Below are 20957 nucleotides of genomic sequence, written 5' to 3'. Positions count from 1 at the left end.
ATCGCCGGGGGTTCGCTAGGCACAAATTAGATATGTTCAAATACGCTTGCCAGTTTCGGTGTCAAACAGATGGATCATGTCTGGGGTAATGGACAACTTAAGCACCGTGCCCTTGGCGAACTGATGGGTTCCCTGAACACGCAATGTCACGTTTTCATTCCCGATGCCAAAATCAAGATACACAAGCGTTTCCGCACCAAGCGATTCGACCATCCGCACAGAGGCGCTTACCGGCCCGGCATCATCGCCACACAGGCGGAAATGCTCGGGACGAATGCCAACCGTCACATTGCGTCCGGCCTCGACATCGTGATCAAGGTCAAGTTTGACCTTATCCCCGACAACAACATGCGTGCGATCATCTGATACTTTGCCGGGCAGGAAATTCATCGCCGGTGACCCGATGAAGCCCGCAACAAACAGGGTTTCGGGCTTTTCGTAAATATCGATCGGGCTTCCGATCTGTTCGGCAACACCCCCATTCATGACGATCAGACGGTCGGCCAGTGTCATGGCCTCGACCTGATCGTGGGTGACGTAAACCGATGTAATCCCAAGGCGTTGCTGAAGATTTTTGATTTCAAGGCGCATATCAACGCGCAGTTTGGCATCAAGGTTGGACAATGGTTCGTCAAACAGGAAAACCTTTGGTTGCCGAACAATGGCACGTCCCATGGCCACACGCTGGCGCTGCCCCCCCGAAAGCTGGCTTGGTTTGCGCTCAAGATGGTCTTCAAGTTGCAAGATGCGCGCAGCTTCACGCACTTTGCTGTCGATTTCTGATTTGCTGTGGCCGTGGTTGCGAAGACCATAGGCCATGTTGTTGTAATTACTCATGTGCGGATAGAGCGCATAGTTCTGGAAAACCATCGCAATGTCGCGATCCGCTGGCGCAACCTTGTTGACGACCTTGTCATCAATGCTGATCTCGCCGTCTGAAATGCTTTCAAGACCGGCAATCATGCGCAGCAAGGTGGACTTGCCACATCCTGACGGCCCGACAAGTACGGTAAATTCACCGTGCTGAATCTCAAGATTAATCCCGTGGATCGCCTTGTAGCCATTCGCGTAAGTTTTTTCGGCCTGATTAAGTGTAACAGTTGCCATCGTAGTATCCTGTATGCGGACAAGTTATTTTCAATTCTGCGGATCAAGGGAGACAGAGCTTATTTTTCTGTCTCGACCAGACCTTTGACGAACATGCGTTGAAAGACCACCACCACCAAAACCGGCGGAATGGTTGCCATGATTGTCAGTGCGAATGCTTTGGGGAATTGCGGTATCTGCCCGCCTTCATAAAGCGAGTTATAGACCTGCTTGATCCCGATCACGATCGTATAGAGCTGATCATCGGTGGTCATCAAAAGCGGCCAGAGGTACTGGTTCCAGCCTACGACAAACATGATGATAAAGATCGCCGCAATCATCGTGACCGATAACGGCACAAGAATATCGATGAAAAATCGAATGGGCCCTGCTCCATCCAAACGGGCCGCTTCAAGTAACTCATCTGGCACCGAACGATAAAACTGCCGGAAGAAAAATGTCCCGGTTGCTGACGCAATCAACGGCAATATCAATCCCGTATAGGTGTTCAGCAAACCAAGGCTTGCGACGACTTCATATGACGGCACGATACGCACTTCGAGCGGCAATAAAAGGGTTGAGAAAACCACCCAAAACAGCGGCACAGCCAGCTTAAAGCGGAAGTAAACAATGGCATAAGCCGCCATCATCGAGATGATGACCTTGCCAATGGCAAAGCCAAGGCCAAGCACCATGCTGTTAAACAGCATCTCAAGGGCGGTCACCCTGCCCTTTGTTGCCGAGGCATCAAACAGGATCGCACCATAGTTTTCAAAAAAATGCTCCCCCGGCCAAAACTGTAATCCGTTTTGAAAAACAAATTCGCGGGTGTGGGTGGAAGACGCAAACGCGATCCAGACAGGCATGATCATAAAGAGCGCGCCGAGGATCAAAATTGCGTGGTTGGTAAATATACGCCATTTCGACTGATACATGACGGCCCCCTAGTAATGAACTTTGCGTTCGATGAAGCGGAACTGGAACACGGTCAAAACACTGACCATGATCATCAGCAAGACCGACTGGGCCGAACTGCCGCCCAAATCCGCACCAAGGAACCCGTCGACATAGACCTTGTAGACAAGCGTTGCGGTCGACCCGCCGGGCGATCCTTTGGTCGATACGTCAATGATGCCGAACGTTTCAAAGAAGGCGTACGTCAGATTGATCACCAGTAAGAAGAAAGTGGTTGGCGCCAGTAACGGGAACGTAATTGTCCAGAACCGGCGTTCCGGGCTTTTGCAATCAAGTGTGGCTGCTTCCTGCACAGATTTGGGAATGCCCTGAAGCCCGGACAGGAAAAAGATGAAGTTCACGCTGACCTGTTTCCAGACGGCAATCAGAATGACGACAAATGCTGCGTCATTGGCATTCTCGATATGATTGAACTCAAAGCCAAAGCTGTTGAACGCCATATAAAGGTCCCCCATCAGGGGATTAAACAGCATGTTACCCAGCAAGCCGGCCACCGGTGGTGCAATCGCATAGCCCCACATCAAAAGGGTTTTGTATGATTTGGCACCGCGCACAACTTCGTCGGCGCGTACCGCCAAAAACAAGGAAATTGCGATTGATAAGACCGAGACAAGAACGGAAAAGACGACCGTAAAAATGGCCGACCGCGTCCATGAGCTGCTCGACAGGACGTCTTCAAAATTTCTGAACCAGACAAACTGCGAAGACATGCCAAACGCGTCTTCAAGCAGGAATGACTGATACACAGCCTGGGCCGCAGGCCACAGGAAGAATATGGAAATAATCAGAATTTGGGGTGCAACAAAAAGATAGGGCACCGCGCTATGTTCAAATTGTACGCGCTTCATCGCCTACGCCACCTTCAAGCAAGTCCGGAAAATGCAAAACAGGGCGACCAACAAGGGCCGCCCCGCATTTGCGAAAAGTAGATTAGTTCGAATAGGTGTCGTTGAAACGCTTCAGAAGACCGTTTGCTTCTTCTTCAATCGTTGCAAAGGCTGCATCGATGGTTTCTTCACCGTTCATCATCTTGTCGACTTCGCGGTAAATAACTTCACGGATCTGAACATAGAAACCAAGGCGATAGCCTTTGGTCCAGTCGCCACCTTCTTCCGAAAGCTGCTGAATGCCAACTTCTGCATCCGGGCTTTCCGTGTAGTAGCCGTCTTTTTTCGCCAACTCATAAGCAGCGTTGGTGATCGGAACGTAACCGGTTTCTTTGTGCCAGTAGTACTGGGTTTCCGGTTTGGTCAGGAATTTAAAGAACTCAGCAACGCCGGCATCCTGTTCGGCACTATGACCGGCAAAGGCAAACAGTGCTGCACCACCGATAAAGGTGGATTTCGGCGCGTCGCCGACACCTTTCCAGTATGGAAGGGTCGAAGTACCAAAATCAAACTGTGCGGATTTGCGCAAACCACCAAATGAGCCGGAAGAACCAATCCACATTGCAACCTGCTGCTGAACGAACGCATCCTGGTTCGCACCCCATGCACGACCGTAGTAGCCGTAGTAACCTGCATCTTTCCAATCTTTGACGTGCTGCCAGTGATCTTTGAGCGCGTCATTGTTGTAAAGGACTTTGGCATCGGTGCTGTCGTAACCGTTGTTGGCAGTTGCCATCTGCAGGTTATGACGCGACATGAAGTTCTCAAAGAAAATCCATGGGCTGTGCGACTGCGCAAGGGCGGTGTACCCAGCTTCTTTAAGCTTCGGTGCAGCCGCTTCGAATTCCTGCCAGGTTTTCGGAACATCTACGCCCGCTTTGGCCAACGCATCTTTGTTGTAATACAGAAGCGGGGTCGAGCTGTTGAACGGCATGCCGATCATTTTGCCGTCTGAATCGGCAAAGAAGTAACGCACACCCGGGATGTAGTCGTTAATGTCAAATTTGACATTGTTGGCTTCAAGCAGATCCTGAACTGGCTTAACCGCGCCCTTTGCATTGATGATGGTAGCGGCACCGGCATCAAATATCTGGATGATGTTTGGCTGATTTTTCGCGCGGAACGCTGCGATGCCAGCCGTCATGGTGTCTTCGTAACCGCCCTTGTTGACAGCCACTAGATGGTATTCATCCTGGCTTGCGTTGAAGTCAGCGGTGATCTGGTCAACCACGCCACCAAGTGCCCCATCCATTGCGTGCCACCAGGTGATCTCGGTTGCGGCCTGTGCGGTGTTGCCAAGGGCAAACACTGCGGCAGCTGCCATTAGAGTTTTGCGAAACATGATTTGTTAGCTCCCAAGTAAAAATACGTCTGCGTCAAACCGCCTGTTGTTCGGTTGAGCGCAACACGTCTTTTTTCTGTCGAGAACCGCATTTCCTCAAGTGACAGTTTTCGGAAATTTACTTTTTGAACTTATAAATACGCAATAATGACTATTTAACAGGGGTATTTTGCACGATATCCATAAACTAAAATGTTCAAGTGAACAGACATCAGAGCCATTTAGGTGTCCTTGATCACGAATACTTTGCCTTGAAACCAATATGGGTGAAGTTATTTTATCGTTTGATATTTGACACTTATGTTAAAAAAATATGACTCTGCCATATTACAGAAACACGCGTAGTGACGGCAAATAACAACTTGAACGTAAAGAAGGGCGGCAAATCTGCCGCCCTTCCAATAATTTCATTTGTGAACATTAAGTGCATTAAACGATCATGACGTCTTGTCGCGCTGCACAAACACCGACAGCAACGCAAGCCCGCCAGACACCACCATCAGCAATAGCGACAATGCATTCAACACCGGCGTCGACCCTTGCTTTAACCGGTCAAACATCGCGATTGTCAGAGGGGCATCCGACCCCACCAGCATCAAGGTCGTGTTGAAATTCTCAAACGACATTAAGAACGCAACGATACCTGCCCCCACCAAGGCGGGCTTCAGGAACGGAATAGTCACTGTCCAAAGGGCTGCACGCCGGGACGCGCCAAGATTTAAGGCCGCCTCTTCGAGGCTGATGTCAAATTTACGTAAGCGGGCTGAGATCACCAAGGTCGTGATCGTTGTGATAAAGGCAAACTGGCCAATAATCACAAGGAACAGCCCCGGACGAAGGAATTCAATATCCCATCCAATAGCCTCCTCTACGCCATTGGCAATTGCATTGGAAAAGACGAGTATCGAGATGCCGAGAATAACCCCGGGAATGACCAGCGGTGACAGCGACACGATATACAGCAGGTTCTTGCCCGGAAACTGGCTGCGTTCAAACAGAAACGCATTACATGTACCAACCGTGACCGACAGAACCGTCACCCAAAAGGCCACAAAAGCAGAGACACCAATGCTTTCAAGCAACTTACTGTCGTTGAAAATCCCGATATACGGCCCTTCGGTTCCAAAGAACCACGCCAGTGTGGCTCCTTCCCATGGCATCGATGGGAACAGGCTGTCGTTGAACGCAAAGACGCCAACAACAATCAGCGGGGCACTGAGATAGATGAAAAATAGGGTGATATAGCCCGAATAAAGACCCTTATAGAATTTGGGCTGCGGAATACTTGGAATCATTATGCGCCCCTAGCCCACGGTTTCTGAAAGTGTCTGTTTGCTGAGCTTCAACCCGACCCAGACAATCAACGATGAAAGCACCAACAACAAGAAGCCAAAGGCAGAACCCGATTCCCAGTTAAAGCGCGTGATGAACTGGGTGTAAATCTGCTCGGTAAACCAAAGGCTGTCTTTCCCGCCCAAAAGGTTCGGTGTCAGGTAATTGCCCAACGTCAACATAAAGACAACGATACACCCCGATGCAATACCAGGCATTGCATGCGGGATGACGATGTCGCGGGTGACCGTAAAGCCATTGCCGCCAAGATCGTACCCCGCCTCGATCAGGCTATCATCGAGACTGTCGAGGACCGATACCAGCGGCACGATCATAAACAGCATGGATGTGTAAACCAGACCGACCATAATCGTCGCATCATTATACAGCATTTCAACCGGCCCATCGGCAATTCCGGACCACTGCAAGAAGTTGCTGACCACACCGCTTTCACGCAGCAGGATCATCCAACCGAATGTCCGGACAAGTTCTGACACCCAGAACGGGATCAAACACATCAGGAACAAGACGTTCTTGCCCTTTCCGCGCATGAATTTTGCAATGTAGTAGGATACTGGAAAGCCGATTACCAACGTCAAAAAGGTCGCAAAGATCGACATGACGGCGGTGCGAACGTAGGTATTCCAATACAGCGGCTCTGAGAAGAACTCAATATAATTGATCAGGCTGAACTCGTATTTTCCATACGAAATGCGTTCGCGCATCGACACCAGAAACAAGTCGATGTGCGGCAGAACCACCAGCAGGAACAGCCATAACATCAACGGGAATGCCAATAATAGCAACCCAAAGCGAAATGTGCCGCCTCCTTTTACAGAAGTGCCATTGCTCATGCCGTTGCTCCGACATCTGACGCGGCAAAGCATCTGGTCTGCTCAAAGCTCCATGACAGATTGATGTTATCGCCAGCCTTGACAGACGCGAACGTCCCGGTTTGCGGCAATGCGACGGTCATCTCGTGACCTGTGGTGGCTTCGCGTACCTGAAGACTGCTGGCCGCACCATTAAACAGCACATTTTCAACCTTGGCCGACAGGGTATTATCAACCGCCCCTTCGCCGTCAATGGCGATGGCCTCGGGGCGGACAAACACCTCAACCGCCTGCCCGTCTTTCAGGGCCGCATTCGCATCGCGCTTGGCGACAACCTTGCCTCCAGCCGCCAGATTGATTTCGACTTGATGGTCATTCCCGCCACCGACAACACCGTGCCATCGGTTGCTTTCGCCGACAAATCCGGCAACGAACGCCGTTTGCGGTTTGTAATAAAGGTCTTGTGGCGCACCGACCTGCTCAAACCGGCCAGCATTCATCACGGCAACCTGATCAGACATCACAAGTGCTTCGGACTGATCATGGGTGATGTAGACAAAGGTGGTACCGATTTCGTGCTGTAGCTGCTTGAGTTCAACCTTCATATGTTCACGCAGCTTTAAGTCAAGCGCGCCAAGCGGCTCATCAAGCAACAGCACCGCAGGATCAAGCACAAGACAACGCGCAATCGCAATGCGCTGTTTCTGTCCACCTGAAAGCTGGCTGATCTGTTTTGGACCGGAATCGGGCAACCCCACGCGTGCCAGTGTTTCATTGACCTTTTGGGCGATGGTGGCCTTGTTTACGCCGCGACGCTTTAAACCGTATGCCACGTTCTCCGCGACATTCATCATAGGAAACAGAGCCAGATGCTGGAAAACCATATTTACCGGGCGACGATTTGGCGGAACGCCCAAAACCGATGATCCCTTAATCAGAATATCGCCCGATGTCGGTGCCTGAAAACCGGCAAGCATTCGAAGCAACGTGGTTTTCCCACAGCCACTTGGTCCAAGAATGGAAAAGAACGACCCCTTGGGAATGGCAAGCGAGATGTCATCCACAGCAGTAAAGTCGTCAAATTTTTTGACCACATTGCGGCATTCAAGGTCAAACTGATCAGCCATGGGAGCCCTGTTCTCGTTATATTTTTTAATGAAATAACCATGACGGCAATTGCCATCGTAAAAAGCAGAATGTCCCCGGCATAAACCCATGCCGGGGACCAGAACATTGGCGTCGTGTCGGGTTTTAGTTCGACTGTGCGGCTTTCACACGATCAAGCGTCTTGCCTTCAAGCACTTCCAGACCCGCCGGAACGGTCGGGTACCACTTGATGTTATCAAGGTCTTTTGCCGGGAAGCTGCCCTGGAACTGAGCTTTGAGCTTGTCGTCAGCAAACTCGTCTGCACCCTTGGACGCGGTGAAGTTACCGGCATTCGCCGTAATCATCGCGGCAATTTCAGGCTGCATCACAAAGTTGATCCACTTATAAGCGGCATCTTCGTTCTTGGTTTTGCTCGGCAGAACAAAGGTATCGATCCAGCCAAGGGCACCCGATTTCGGGGCAACAAAGGTGATATCGGCATTGTCGTTGTTCAATTTCCACCCGCCGGTATCCCAGGCCATGGCGGCAACAACTTCACCAGAACGCACAAGGTTCAGCAGCGCATCGCCACCTTCCCAATAGGTTTTGACGTTTGATTTGCAATCGATCAGTTTGGCTTCAACCGCATCGAGGATTTCCTGATACTTTGCTTCGTCGCCATAGGCCGCAAACGGATCAAGACCCATCGCGTAGGCGAACCCGATTAAGGTTGGACGCTTCAGGCGATAGGAAACTTTGCCCGCAAGATCATCCGCACAAAGATCGGTGTAATCGGCAACGTTTGCAGCCTTGGTTTTATCGACAATCAAACCGCTGGTGCCCCAAACGTGTGGCACGCCGTAGACTTCCCCATCAACCGTTGTGTTGGCCTTGGTCGCAGCAAGCATGGACGGGATGAATTTTGCACTGTCGACTTTCGACAGGTCCATTGGCTTATAGATGCCGTATTCAAGCTGCGCGCCAGTAATACGGTCCTGCGATGGCTGCGCAAGGTCAAAGCCCCCGCCACCCGTGGCGCGAAGTTTGGAAATCATGTCTTCGTTGTTTGACAACGTCACTTCAACATCGATGCCAGTTTCTTTTTCAAATGCCTCGATGACCTCATCGGGGGCATAGCCACCCCAGGTCAGAAGACGAAGTTCATCAGCCTGTGCAGCCGAAACAAGAGAAACCATTCCTGCAATTGCCGTAAGGCCGAGCAAGGAACCACGCAATGCGCCGTGTTTTTTAGACATTTTGAACCCTCTAAATGAACGTGATGGCATTTCCCTGAACCCGGAGCACACCCTTTTTAGGCTTGGCGACATCCAGGCGGGGGCATTATCGCAAACTCATTTGTTGATACGAAAGGAAAAATGAACTTTTTTCTTTCCTTTGAACACCTCGAATTCATTTTTGCGCCATGCGTCCATCAAGGGCAAGTTAAAGTTCTGCAACAGTTTTTCCGCCGCAACGCAACATTTCGAGCACTCTAAGGCCCTTCCAAAAGCAAAGGGGTGCCGCATGCGACACCCCTTCTTGCTCTTACCATCCGAACGCGGTCGGTTATTCGTCCGCGCTATACTCCGCCGGGCAATCGACCTTGGCAAAGGCCTTGCCGCCACCACTAAACAGATGTGCGGCCCCTGCGGATACGGATGCTGTGACGGTTTCACCGATCTTGACGCGGCTGTGGCCCGGTGCGCGCACCGTGACACGATCGCCATTGGCAAGTTTCAGATAAAGATAGGTCGAATCGCCCAGCTTTTCGACAACATCAACCTCGCCATGGACTGTCAGTTCACCTCCATCGCCAAGAGAAAGATGTTCGGGACGAATGCCAAGCTCGACCTGATTACCAAGCTCATTCTGGTCAACATCAAACGGCAGAACGGATGGGGTGCCGCCCGGGATTGAAACTGTTACCTTGCCGGGCTCAACCTTATCGATGGAAACCTTGGTAAAGTTCATCGCGGGTGACCCGATAAAGCCCGCCACAAAGCGGGTCTGAGGATGATGATAAAGCTGCATCGGGGAGCCAACTTGCTCGACGTTACCACCATTCATCACAACGATCTTGTCAGCCAGGGTCATGGCTTCGACCTGATCGTGGGTGACATAAACAATGGTTGATTTCAGTTCCTGGTGCAGCTTGGCGATTTCAAGTCGTGTCTGAACACGCAGGGCTGCATCAAGGTTTGAAAGCGGCTCATCAAACAGGAACACCTTTGGCTGGCGCACAATGGCGCGGCCAATGGCAACGCGCTGACGCTGCCCGCCCGAGAGTTCCGACGGACGACGGTCAAGCAACTGATCAAGTTGCAGGATACGGGCGGCTTCACGCACCCGCGCATCAATTGCCGCCTTGTCCTGTTTGTCGAGTTTCAGGCCAAAGGCCATGTTTTTATAGACCGTCATATGCGGATACAGCGCATAGGACTGGAATACCATGGCAATGCCACGATCCCGCGGGCTTTTGGTATTTACCAGATCACCGTCGATCATAAGATCGCCACTGGTGATATCCTCAAGCCCGGCAATAATGCGCAGCAAGGTTGATTTACCGCAGCCTGACGGCCCGACAAAGACAACGAACTCACCATCTTTTACATCCAGATCAATGCCGTGAAGCACATCAACAGCGCCATAGCTTTTGTGGATCTGGTCAAGTTTCAAGTCAGCCATTTATTCAAAGCTCCTGTCAGCCAACACTTATTTCACCGCGCCAGACGTAAGGCCGCGAATGAGTTGTCGGGAGAAAATCAGATAAAGGATCAGGATCGGGATGATCGCGAGGCTCAATGACGCCAGAACTGCGTTCCAGTCCGTCACGTACTGCCCGATGAATTGCTGCACACCCAGCGTAATGGTCTGTTTGCCATCACCCGGTGCTAAGATCAGCGGGAACCAAAGATCATTCCAGATCGGGATCATCGTAAACACAGCCACCGTCGCCACAGCCGGACGGATCAGCGGCAGGATAACTGCGAAGAAGATCTTAAATTCCCCGACCCCGTCACAGCGCGCGGCTTCTTTCAAATCCTTTGGAATTTGATGCATGAACTCGGTCAGGATAAAGATCGCCAAGGGTAATCCTTGGGCGACATACACCAGCACAAGCGCTGTCAGCGTATTTATCAAACCCAAATCAACGATCAGATTAAGGATCGATACCGAGCCAAGGCGGATGGGCACCATGATCCCGATGGCAAGGTACAGTGCAAGCACCGTATTGCCGGGGAATTTGTATTCCGACAACGCCCAGGCTGCCATCGCAGCAAGCAACAGGACAATCGCGATGGTGATAACCGTGACGGTGAAGCTGTTGTAGAAAAACACCTCGAAATTCGACTTTGCCAACACCTTGGTAAAGCCCTCAAGGCTGAAGGTTTCCGCATTCGGAAATCCCATCGGGTCGCGGAAAATGGCTTTTCGCGTTTTGAAAGCGTTAATCACCACCAGGAAAATCGGATACAGCGCGACCAGCGTATAGGTCAGTAGAATACCATGCACGATGACAGCGCGGCTTGCGTCTTCTCTGCGTATGTTTTTGAAACTCATGATCGCCCCCGATTACAACTGATAGCGCGAAAGACGGCGCTGTACGGCGAACAAATAGAACAAAACACCCGCCAGAATGATCAGGAACATCAGTGATGCAACTGTTGCCCCAAGATGCGGATTACCCAGCTGCAACTGATAACCAAAGAACGTGCGATAGAACAACGTCCCCATGATATCGGTTGCAAAGTTTGGCCCCGCCAACGCACCTTTTACGGCATAAATCAGGTCGAAAGCATTGAAATTACCAACAAATGTCAGGATCGAAACCATGGCAACCGTTGGGAAAACAAGCGGCAACTTGATGTGCCAGAACACTTCAAAATGGGTCGCGCCATCGACAACGGCGGCATCAACCAAATCATCGGGAATGGCAAGCAAGGCGGCATAAATCAGCATCAAGGGAATACCGACCCACTGCCAGACTGAAATGAATGACAGGGTAATCAGCGCACTTCCTTCTTTGCCAAGCCATGGGCCAAACAGCGATTTCAACCCGATGATATCAAGCAGGTCCGCACCCACACCCCAAACGGGGCTTAGGATCAACTGCCAGATAAAACCGACAATCACCACGGACAACATTGTTGGCATGATCATCATCGTCCGATAGCTGTTGCGAAAACGCAGGCGCGGCAAACTTAAAATACCCGCAAGCGCAATCCCGATCGGGTTTTGGATCAACATGTGAACAGCAAAGAACTTCATATTGTTCCAGAAACTGTTCCAAAAGGTCGCCGCCCAGTCCGGGTCAGCCAAAACGGTGCGATAATTGTCCAGGCCAACAAAAGCCGCCTCGCCGCCACTTGGCGTCGCATAGAAGCTAAGGCGGATGGAATCGACCAGCGGATAGATCATGAACAATGTGTAGATGATCGTTGCCGGAGCCAGAAAGGCAATCACAGGCAATCTTGCCTTGCGCCAATCGGTCATGGGGCCGGAATGCGCCATACCCTGTCCTGTATTTCCAAGATTAAAAGGTTGAAGGCTGACTGTTGCCTTCGGAACTTAGTGACCGCTCATTTATGCCCGGCGGTCGGAATGACGCAGATCACAAGACCGATGCGTCTGACGGGCAATCAAAGAAGGATGGCAGAAACCAGACGTTTCCGCCATCCCATCACAGTCTTACTGGTGCGGAGCGTACCACTTCGCCAGACCAGCTTCGGCACCGGCACCGGCATCGGTCGGAGAAATCGTACCGTTGATAACCTGAGCAGACAGGTTCCACAGTTCGTTTTCAAGGTTCGGCGCGCCACGCGACAGGATCTGATACGAGTTACGAATGGTTGACTCGCATTCCTGACGCCAGCTCACAAACTCGTTTGCAACCGGGTCGGTGATTTCAACGTTGTGCTTCGACAACGAGAAGAAGCCCGGAAGCGCGTTGGAATAGAGTTCGGCAAATTCCGAACCAGTCATCCACTCGAGGAAGATTTTAGCCTCAGCCGCATTGTCGGACTTGGCATTCAGGCCAAGCGCAATATCGGTATGGTCACTGATGTAGCAGGTATCAGAACCAGCCGGTGCAGGCGGCGGGAATGCGCCGAATGCGAAATCAGCCTGATTGTTAAACAGCGAGATATCCCACGAACCTGCCGGATAAACAGCCGCACGACCCAGCGTGAAGAGGTTCTGCGCATCCGGATATGAAATGGCTTCATAGCCATCCGGCAGATAGTTCTTCCAGGTCGCAAGCTCGGTAAAGGTATCGACATATGGCTTGTCGGTGAATTTCGCGCTGCCGTCGATCAGGGCTTTACGACCCGCTTCACCTTTCCAGTGGTTCGGACCAATGTTTTGGAAGCCCATGGTTGCAGATTCCCACTGGTCGGCCGTTCCCATTGCCATTGGAATGTAGCTGCCCTCTTCCTTGATTTTATCAAGGGCCGCATAGAATTCTTCGCTGGTTTGCGGAACTTCAACGCCAACTTCTTCAAAGGCTTCTTTGTTATAGATAAAGCCATGAATAACCGATGCCATCGGCAAGCAGAAGGTCGCGGATCCGTCATCCGTCTGCCATGCCGATTTGGCAACGTCAGAGAAGTTGTCCATGCCCTTAAGATCGTCAAGAGCAGTAAGGTTACCCTGCTTGTATAGCTCAAGCGACGCATCAAACGGACGGCAGGTAATCAGATCACCCGCAGTACCACCGGCCAATTTGGCATTGACCGAAGCGTTGTATTCAGTCGGCGGGGTCGGTGTGAAGGACACTTTAATGTCCGGGTGTTGCTCATTGAATGCCGGAATGATCTTGTCGTTCCAGATATCAATATCATCGTTACGCCAGCTTTCAATAACAAGCTCGCCAGCCGATGCCATCATCGGAACCAGGGCGACACTTGCCGCCAGGGCCCCGGCCAGGCCTTTTGCTAAGACTTTATTCGACATTTATGCCTCCTCTGATCAATGTCGGCGGACCAGCACCCAAAAGATGTTAGTCCCGATACTCAAGTGCTGCCCGGAGATTTCCATTAGACAGTCCAAGAATTTCTTTTGCCCGCACGATACTATGGCCCTTGGCCACCAGAACGGCGGTGCGAATATCAAAATCTGATTGTGTCAGCGCGTCTTTGGCGCGCGCACCATCACAAGATGCGATGTGCGCAACAATGCGGATGGCGCGTTCGTGCAGTTTGATGTTTTCTGCGCGCATGCCAACCATCAGGTTATCAAACAATCGACCAAGCTTGTTCATCACAAGGGTCGAAAGGATATTAAGCGCGGCCTTTTGTGCTGTCCCTGCCCCCATGCGGGTTGAACCGGCAACAACTTCAGGCGCGCTATCAAGGAAAATGCCACTGTCGGCGATGTCGATCAATTTGCCATCCGGATTATTGCAAATGGCAACGGTGAAGGCGCCGCGTTGGCGCGCCAGTTCAATCGCACGCACGGTATAGGGCGTCGATCCACTGGCTGCGATGGCGATCACGGCATCGTTTTCGCCGATTTCATGTTGATGGATTTCGCGCGCGGCAAGATCGACGTCGTCTTCCGCACCGTTAAATTCATTCGGCGCGCTTTGCAACCCACCTGCCAGCATCACAATGGTATGCTCTTCGGGCCAGCCAAATGTTCCGCCAAGCTCCTTGGCGTCCTGCCATGCAACAGTACCAGATGTGCCTGCCCCGACATAAACGAGACGCCCGCCGCCCCCCAGGCGACGCGCTATCCCGTTTGCGGCTGTCGCCAAATCCGTAAGGACTGGACCAACCGAGGCTACAGCACGAATCTGGCCCTCCCACAAGGCCATAAGGAAATCGGCGTCGGACCATTGATCCAACCCGGCAAATCGCAAATCAAATTCTTCGGTGCGTGATGCCATTTTTCCGTCTCCCTCTCCAAATTAAATACCATTGTGATACCAGCGACGCAAGACACTTCGTAAATATTTTATGCGACATCACTATATAGAGGCATATATTTAATATAATTCAATTTGTTACGAGGATTTTCAAATCTCTCGCTACATATTCTACGTGTATCTACGGATTCCAAAGGCAGACCATTCATATCTACAGTGGCGTTATATTGGTATTGATTTTTAAGATACCACTCTGGTATGGTTCGGACATCAACTAGAAGATGGTTACACAAACAATGCGAAATGAACGGCTTTATCTTGGTATTGATGGCGGCGGCACCCGCTGCCGCGCGCGCATTGCAAATGCGTCCGGCGATATACTTGGAGAAGCCGTTTCTGGTGGAGCCAATACCCGACTTGGTATGGACCACGTCTTTGGTGAAATTGTCGCGGCCGCCTCCCTTGCGCTTGAAAAAGCAGGCATGGATGACTCTAGACTGGGCGATCTTCATGCTGGCTTGGGGCTTGCCGGACTTCCACTGGAACGTGAACGTAAACTTGCCCATGCCTATCCTCATCCTTTCGCCAGCATATGTTTTGCCACCGACGCCTATACGGCCTGCCTTGGGGCCCATGATGGTGCAGATGGCGCAATCCTGATTGTCGGAACAGGAACCTGTGGTCAGGCAATCGTTGGCAACCGGGAGCTGTCGGTCGCGGGCTGGGGATTTGAGGTTTCCGATATCGGAAGTGGCGCACGCATTGGCCGTGCCGCGATCGAAACAGCCCTACTCGCCCATGATGGATTGACCAGTCAAACCGATCTGACAAAACAGGTTATGGGGAAATTTAACCACAACCCCGAAGATATCGTCACCTTTGCCGAAACGGCACGTCCGGCCGACTATGGCAGTTTCTGTCCACTGGTGTTTGACGCCGAAGCAAAGGGTGACGCTGCGGCTGGCGCGATCATTGATATCGCGGTTCAGGCGAATTTGCAGATTTTGCGCAAACTGACGGCGTTTGGCGCATCGCAGATCACTCTTATGGGCGGACTGGCCGATCAAATGGCCAACCGCATGCCCCGCGACATTGCGGATCAACTGGTTTCGGCCAAGCACGATGCAATGTATGGCGCAATTCTGATGGCCAAACAGCGTGAAAGAACGGCGGCATGATCACAACCCCGGACATTATTGAGAACCTACGCACGCGCGACATCGAAAACACTGGAAATGGGCCGCTTTATCGCCGCCTTCAATCCGCACTTAAGGCCGTGATTGATGATGGGGTTTTGCAAGTTGATGATGCGCTGCCAAGCGAGCGTGACCTTGCCAACGAACTGGGCATTTCGCGTGTCACGGTACGTAACGCCATGCGTTCATTGGTCGATGAAGGCGTTCTGGTTCAGCGCCATGGCGCGGGCACGTTCGTAGCCCCGCGTGTTGAACAGGCGCTTTCACGTCTGACATCCTTTACCGAAGACATGATCACACGTGGCATGGATCCGGGGGCGATTTGGCTTGAAAAAACAGTTGGTCACGCATCCCCGGAAGAAGCCATGGCTCTGAACTTGTCCCCTGGCACCGAAGTCACGCGCTTGCGCCGTCTGCGTACCGCCAACGACAAGCCAATGGCACTGGAATATGCGGTTATTCCGCGCGCATTTTTGCCAAGTCCTGATGAAGTGGACAAATCACTTTATGACGCGCTGGCAAAATACAACAAGAAACCAGAACGCGCCCTGCAGCGTCTTCGGGCTGAACTTTTTGACGGTGAAACCGCAAAAATTCTGGGTGTGCCGGACGGTAGTGCAGCACTTTATATCGAGCGCCGTTCATTCCTTGCCAATGGAACACCAGTCGAATTCACACGATCCTACTACCGTGGTGACAGTTACGACTTTATCGCTGAAATGCAGGTAGATGCCCGCTGATCAAAAGATCGGGCACCTTGTAGAAAATGAGGGAACACTGGATATGACAACAAGCTGGCGCCCGAAAACGCAGATGGGCCGCGAATTGGCAGAATCCCCGGATGTTGTTGCCAAACAACTCGCCCACAACAAGGAAGCAATTGACGCCCTTGCAAAGGAACTTCGCGCCAATCCACCCAAATTCGTTGTTACATGCGGTCGTGGTAGTTCAGATCACGCCACCCTTTACGCGAAATACCTGATTGAAAGCCAGCTTGGCATTCCGGTTGTTTCTGCGGCCCCGTCGATTGTGTCGATCTATAACCGTACCGTTGCCAGCAAGGACGCACTTTTCATTGCTGTCTCGCAATCTGGCAAGAGCCCGGATCTTGTCAAAAACGCCCAAGCTGCGCGGGATGCCGGTGCGCGGACTGTGGCCTTGGTTAATGTTGTCGATTCCCCGTTGGCCGATACGGTTGATCACGTTATTCCGCTGCTTGCCGGACCGGAAACAAGTGTTGCCGCCACCAAGTCCTATATTGCGACCCTGTCGGCGATTGCTCAGATTGTTGGCGCATGGACGCAAGACACCAGCTTTAACGACGGTCTAAGCAAACTTCCGAACCTGCTGACGTCCGCGCTTGATCAAGATTGGCTTGGTGCGTCTGATACCATTGCCAAGTCTGATGGTCTGTATGTCATCGGGCGCGGCCCGGCCTTTGCGATTGCGCAGGAGGCTGCCCTGAAATTCAAGGAAACCAGCAGCTTGCATGCCGAAGCTTTCAGTGCTGCTGAGGTAAAGCATGGCCCAATGGCCTTGGTCTCTAAAACATTTCCGATGCTGGTGTTTTCACAGCAGGATGCATCGCGTGACAGTGTCGAAGATTTCCTGACTGAAATGCGCGGAAAAACAGATAACCTGTTTGCAGCCGAAACCGGCTATGCCGATATCAAGGGACACCTTCCGGTGGTCGAGGATATTCACCCGCTTCTGGCACCGATTGCCATGATCCAGACGTTCTATACGCTGGCTGAAAACGTGGCACTCGCGCGCGGCTGCAATCCCGATGCGCCGCCGCATCTTTCGAAAGTAACGGAGACCCACTGATGTCTGCATTTGCCATTACCAATGCCCGTATCTTTGACGGCACAGATTTTCTGGACGGCAAGTCGGTCATCGTGCGCGATGGCAATGTTGATAAGATTGTCGATGCGGCTGCCCTGCCAGCTGACCTCACCGTTATTGACGGTAACGGACAGATGCTTGCGCCCGGTCTGATTGATGTTCAGGTCAATGGTGGTGGCGGTGTGTTGCTTAACGATCAGCCTACGGTCGATGGCGTGCGCGCCATCATGCAAGCGCATCGCAAATATGGCACAACCGCCATGCTGCCAACCTTGATCACTGACCATCGAGGCAAGATGGAAGCCGCCATTGCGGCGGTGACAGATGCGATTGATGCAGGCGTTCCGGGCATTGTTGGCATTCACCTTGAAGGACCGTATCTCAATCCTGAACGTAAAGGTGTTCACAGTGCAGATATCATCCGGCCGATGGAAGATGACGCGATTGAGCTGCTGACCCGGCTGTCAAACGGTCGCATTCTGGTCACCATGGCCCCGGAAAAGGCCGCCAAAGGCACTATCAAGGCCCTTGCGGACAAAGGTGTTCTGGTCTGTGCCGGGCATACAGCCGGAAATTACGCTCATATTCAAAGTGCCATTGACGAAGGCCTGCGCGGTTTCACCCACCTGTTTAACGCCATGAGCCCGATGACCCACCGGGAACCGGGTGTTGCCGGGGCGGCAATGGCCGATGACACAACCTGGTGCGGTCTGATCGCGGACGGATATCATGTTCACCCCGCCGTGCTTAAGGTTGCCATTCATGCCAAGGCCACCGGCAAGATCATGCTGGTGACCGACGCCATGCCAACCGTGGGGGCCGATGACAAACGCTTTACCCTTGGCGGCGAAGAAATCATTGCAGCTGATGGTCGCTGTGCGTTGGCCGATGGAACATTGGCCGGGTCGGACCTTGATATGATCAGTGCGGTGAAGAACTGCGTTGAAATGGTCGGACTTGATCTGGGCGAAGCACTGCGTATGGCGTCCCTTTATCCGGCAGAATTTTTGAAACTCGATGACAAAATGGGCCGGATTGCACCGGGATATCAGGCCGATATGATCCTGTTTGATGATGCATTCAATGTGTCGCGCAGCTGGATTAATGGCGCGGAATAATCATAACAATCAATATATTATCAGGTTTTAAGGAGGCACAAAATGAAGCCCGTTCGTATTCTGGTTATCGGTCTTGGCAATATGGGCCTGTCGCACGCAAAGGCCTATCATGCGCTTGATGGATACGAAATTGTTGGCATTTGTGCCCGGTCAAACATTCCTGCGGAAAAACTACCCGATGGGTTTGCTGATTACCCGCAGTTTACCGATTTTTATACCGCATTGGCCCAAACCAAACCCGATGCCGTGTCGATCAACACCTATACCGAAACCCATGCTGACTTTGCCGTTGCCGCCTTTGAGGCCGGTGCGCATGTGTTTATCGAAAAGCCACTTGCCGCCACAGTGGAGGACGCCGAACGGGTTGTTGCCGCAGCCAAGAAGCATGATCGCAAACTGGTGATTGGATATATCCTGCGCCATCACCCGTCTTGGGAAAAGTTTGTTGAAATCGCCAAAACGCTGGGCAAACCACTTGTTATGCGCATGAACCTCAATCAGCAAAGCAGCGGTGCCTTTTGGGAAACCCATAAACGGTTACTCAACAGCGTGTCACCGATTGTCGATTGCGGGGTTCATTACCTTGACATGATGTGTCTGATGACGGCGGCCAAACCGGTGTCGGTCAATGCCATGGGCGTGCGCCTTTCCGAAGATGTCGCACCAGACATGTATAACTATGGCCAACTTCAGGTCCGCTTTGATGATGGATCCATCGGCTGGTACGAAGCCGGATGGGGCCCGATGATCAGCGAAACCGCCTTTTTTGTGAAAGACGTCATCGGACCAAAGGGCAGCGTTTCGATCACCGATGTCGAAGAAAAAGGCGCTGGTTCAGCCGATATTGATACCCACACCAAGACAAATGCACTCAAACTTCACCATGCTGCCACAAACAGTGCCGGAGAATTTACACAATTGGACGAGATCATCAAAACTGATGACGAGCCCGATCATGACGGTCTGTGTCTGCGTGAACAGCAATTTTTCCTAAAGTCTATAACGGAAAATCTTGACCTTACGCAGCATATGGAAGATGCATTGGGCTCTTTGCGGATTGCCCTTGCTGCGGACCAGTCGGTTCGGACGGGGGCACCTGTTTTACTCTGACCCCCAGGAGGAGTACCCACATGCCTTCCGTTAAACCCGGTGTTGTTACCGGTGCTGCCTATCGTGACCTTGTTGCTGCCTGTAAGCAGGACGGTTACGCCTTACCCGCTGTCAATATCACATCGTCAAGCACGATGAATGCCGCCCTTGAGGCCGCTGCAAATGCTGGTTCTGACATTATCATTCAGCTTTCGAATGGTGGTGCACAGTTCTTTGCCGGCAAGGGCATCAAGGACGCCGCGGCTGCCCGCGTTGTGGGCGCCGTTTCAGCCGCACGCCATGCACAGCTTCTGGCTGAGTATTATGGTGTTGCCGTTGTCCTGCATACCGATCACGCGAACCGCAAGTTCGTGCCATGGGTCGATGAAATGCTGAAATGGAGCGAAAAGGCCTATGCCGAAGAAGGCAAAGCGCTTTACAGCTCGCACATGCTTGATCTTTCCGAAGAACCACTCGAAGACAACTTGTCGACCTGTGAAACCTTCCTCAAGCGTATGTCCGCCATCGAAATGAGCCTGGAAATCGAACTGGGTGTCACAGGTGGTGAAGAAGACGGGATCGGCACGGAACTTGATACCTCAATCGAGGAAATTGATCCGCGCCTTTATACCCGTCCCGAAGAAGTCGAAGAAGCCTATCGTCGCCTGTCACCACTCGGCCATTTCTCGGTCGCAGCAGCCTTCGGTAACGTGCACGGCGTCTACAAGCCGGGCAACGTCAAACTGCGCCCTGAAATCCTTCTAGAAAGCCAGAAATTCGTTGCCGAGAAGCATGGTCTGGGCGACAGCCCGTTGGACTTCGTGTTCCACGGTGGTTCGGGTTCAGAAAAAGCGAAAATTGAAGAAGCGGTCGGCTATGGTGTTTTCAAAATGAACATCGATACCGACACCCAATTCGCTTATGCTCGTCCAGTTGGCGAATATGTCGAAGCAAACGATCGCGCCTTTAAATATCAGGTCGATCCGGAAACCGACAAACCGTATAAAAAACAATATGATCCGCGTGTCTGGATCCGCGAAGCCGAACTCTCGATGGCCGCCCGCCTCGAAGAAGCCTTCAAGGATCTTGGTGCGACCGGTCGTTCGGTGACCAAAGGCTAGTCCGCCTGAAACGGTCAAAAGATTTGTGAAGCCCGCCGGACTTGTTCGGCGGGCTTTTTCATGAATCCATGTCGGCCTTGGTTGCGAAAAAGATCTCTCCTGACAAATACTGACAGGAACTGTCAGGGGCATGCTTGCGTATACAGGTTGCCTCCTCTATACACTTTCCGAACAATTCAGG

The 20957-nt window shown here is 52.0% G+C and carries 19 protein-coding genes; 6 read left to right on the top strand and 13 right to left on the bottom strand.

Annotated features, from left to right (window positions below; all coding sequences use genetic code 11):
• Positions 1-36: 36 nt before the first annotated feature.
• From K355_RS0103915 to K355_RS0103850, 13 genes are all read right to left on the bottom strand, one after another.
• On the bottom strand, positions 37-1107 hold the full coding sequence (locus tag K355_RS0103915) for a sn-glycerol-3-phosphate import ATP-binding protein UgpC (protein WP_022730803.1): 1071 nt from the start codon (positions 1105-1107) through the stop codon (positions 37-39).
• Positions 1108-1166: 59 nt separating this feature from the next.
• Entirely contained in the window at positions 1167-2021 is an 855-nt protein-coding gene (ugpE, locus tag K355_RS0103910; RefSeq protein WP_022730802.1) for a sn-glycerol-3-phosphate ABC transporter permease UgpE, read from the bottom strand.
• A 9-nt stretch (positions 2022-2030) separates the two neighbouring features.
• Entirely contained in the window at positions 2031-2909 is an 879-nt protein-coding gene (locus tag K355_RS0103905; protein WP_022730801.1) for an ABC transporter permease subunit, read from the bottom strand.
• A gap of 82 nt (positions 2910-2991) precedes the next feature.
• Positions 2992-4290 (bottom strand): extracellular solute-binding protein, encoded by a 1299-nt coding sequence (locus K355_RS0103900; RefSeq protein WP_022730800.1) that lies wholly within the window; start codon positions 4288-4290, stop codon positions 2992-2994.
• A gap of 437 nt (positions 4291-4727) precedes the next feature.
• Entirely contained in the window at positions 4728-5585 is an 858-nt protein-coding gene (locus K355_RS0103895) for an ABC transporter permease (protein WP_022730799.1), read from the bottom strand.
• A 9-nt stretch (positions 5586-5594) separates the two neighbouring features.
• Positions 5595-6476 carry an ABC transporter permease gene (locus tag K355_RS0103890; protein WP_022730798.1) on the bottom strand — a complete coding sequence of 294 codons (882 nt, stop codon included), beginning with the start codon at positions 6474-6476 and terminating at the stop codon, positions 5595-5597.
• Complete coding sequence (locus K355_RS23055) at positions 6473-7582, bottom strand: ABC transporter ATP-binding protein (RefSeq protein ID WP_033368386.1); 1110 nt, start codon at positions 7580-7582, stop codon at positions 6473-6475. The genes K355_RS0103890 and K355_RS23055 overlap by 4 nt, the downstream gene beginning before the upstream one ends.
• A gap of 124 nt (positions 7583-7706) precedes the next feature.
• Complete coding sequence (locus tag K355_RS0103880; RefSeq protein WP_022730796.1) at positions 7707-8798, bottom strand: extracellular solute-binding protein; 1092 nt, start codon at positions 8796-8798, stop codon at positions 7707-7709.
• 310 nt (positions 8799-9108) lie between these two features.
• The gene (locus K355_RS0103870; protein WP_022730795.1) at positions 9109-10227 is read right to left on the bottom strand and encodes an ABC transporter ATP-binding protein; all 1119 of its coding nucleotides are present in this window, start codon (positions 10225-10227) and stop codon (positions 9109-9111) included.
• 27 nt (positions 10228-10254) lie between these two features.
• Positions 10255-11103, bottom strand: coding sequence for a carbohydrate ABC transporter permease (locus K355_RS0103865; RefSeq protein WP_022730794.1), 849 nt, complete (start codon positions 11101-11103; stop codon positions 10255-10257).
• A gap of 12 nt (positions 11104-11115) precedes the next feature.
• Complete coding sequence (locus K355_RS0103860; protein WP_022730793.1) at positions 11116-12054, bottom strand: carbohydrate ABC transporter permease; 939 nt, start codon at positions 12052-12054, stop codon at positions 11116-11118.
• A 177-nt stretch (positions 12055-12231) separates the two neighbouring features.
• Positions 12232-13494 (bottom strand): ABC transporter substrate-binding protein, encoded by a 1263-nt coding sequence (locus K355_RS0103855; RefSeq protein WP_022730792.1) that lies wholly within the window; start codon positions 13492-13494, stop codon positions 12232-12234.
• 46 nt (positions 13495-13540) lie between these two features.
• The gene (locus tag K355_RS0103850; RefSeq protein WP_022730791.1) at positions 13541-14428 is read right to left on the bottom strand and encodes an N-acetylmuramic acid 6-phosphate etherase; all 888 of its coding nucleotides are present in this window, start codon (positions 14426-14428) and stop codon (positions 13541-13543) included.
• A gap of 260 nt (positions 14429-14688) precedes the next feature.
• On the opposite strand from K355_RS0103850, the gene K355_RS0103845 reads away from it, so the two are divergent.
• Genes K355_RS0103845 through fbaA form a run of 6 tightly spaced genes read left to right on the top strand, consistent with a single transcriptional unit; the run spans position 14689 to position 20776 of the window.
• Entirely contained in the window at positions 14689-15585 is an 897-nt protein-coding gene (locus tag K355_RS0103845; protein ID WP_022730790.1) for a glucosamine kinase nucleotide-binding domain-containing protein, read from the top strand.
• Positions 15582-16343: a GntR family transcriptional regulator gene (locus K355_RS0103840; RefSeq protein ID WP_022730789.1), complete on the top strand. Its 762-nt coding sequence runs from the start codon at positions 15582-15584 to the stop codon at positions 16341-16343. The genes K355_RS0103845 and K355_RS0103840 overlap by 4 nt, the downstream gene beginning before the upstream one ends.
• Before the next feature lie 43 nt (positions 16344-16386).
• Positions 16387-17430, top strand: a complete 1044-nt coding sequence (locus K355_RS0103835; protein WP_028791293.1) for an SIS domain-containing protein — start codon at positions 16387-16389, stop codon at positions 17428-17430.
• On the top strand, positions 17430-18566 hold the full coding sequence (gene nagA / locus K355_RS0103830) for an N-acetylglucosamine-6-phosphate deacetylase (RefSeq protein WP_022730787.1): 1137 nt from the start codon (positions 17430-17432) through the stop codon (positions 18564-18566). The genes K355_RS0103835 and nagA overlap by 1 nt, the downstream gene beginning before the upstream one ends.
• A gap of 42 nt (positions 18567-18608) precedes the next feature.
• On the top strand, positions 18609-19676 hold the full coding sequence (locus K355_RS0103825) for a Gfo/Idh/MocA family protein (protein ID WP_022730786.1): 1068 nt from the start codon (positions 18609-18611) through the stop codon (positions 19674-19676).
• A gap of 20 nt (positions 19677-19696) precedes the next feature.
• Positions 19697-20776 (top strand): class II fructose-bisphosphate aldolase, encoded by a 1080-nt coding sequence (gene fbaA / locus K355_RS0103820; RefSeq protein WP_022730785.1) that lies wholly within the window; start codon positions 19697-19699, stop codon positions 20774-20776.
• The last annotated feature ends 181 nt before the right edge of the window (positions 20777-20957 follow it).

This window comes from Thalassospira lucentensis MCCC 1A00383 = DSM 14000, from assembly GCF_000421265.1.
GTDB lineage: Bacteria > Pseudomonadota > Alphaproteobacteria > Rhodospirillales > Thalassospiraceae > Thalassospira > Thalassospira lucentensis.
This window is presented reverse-complemented; position numbering and strand designations above follow the sequence as displayed.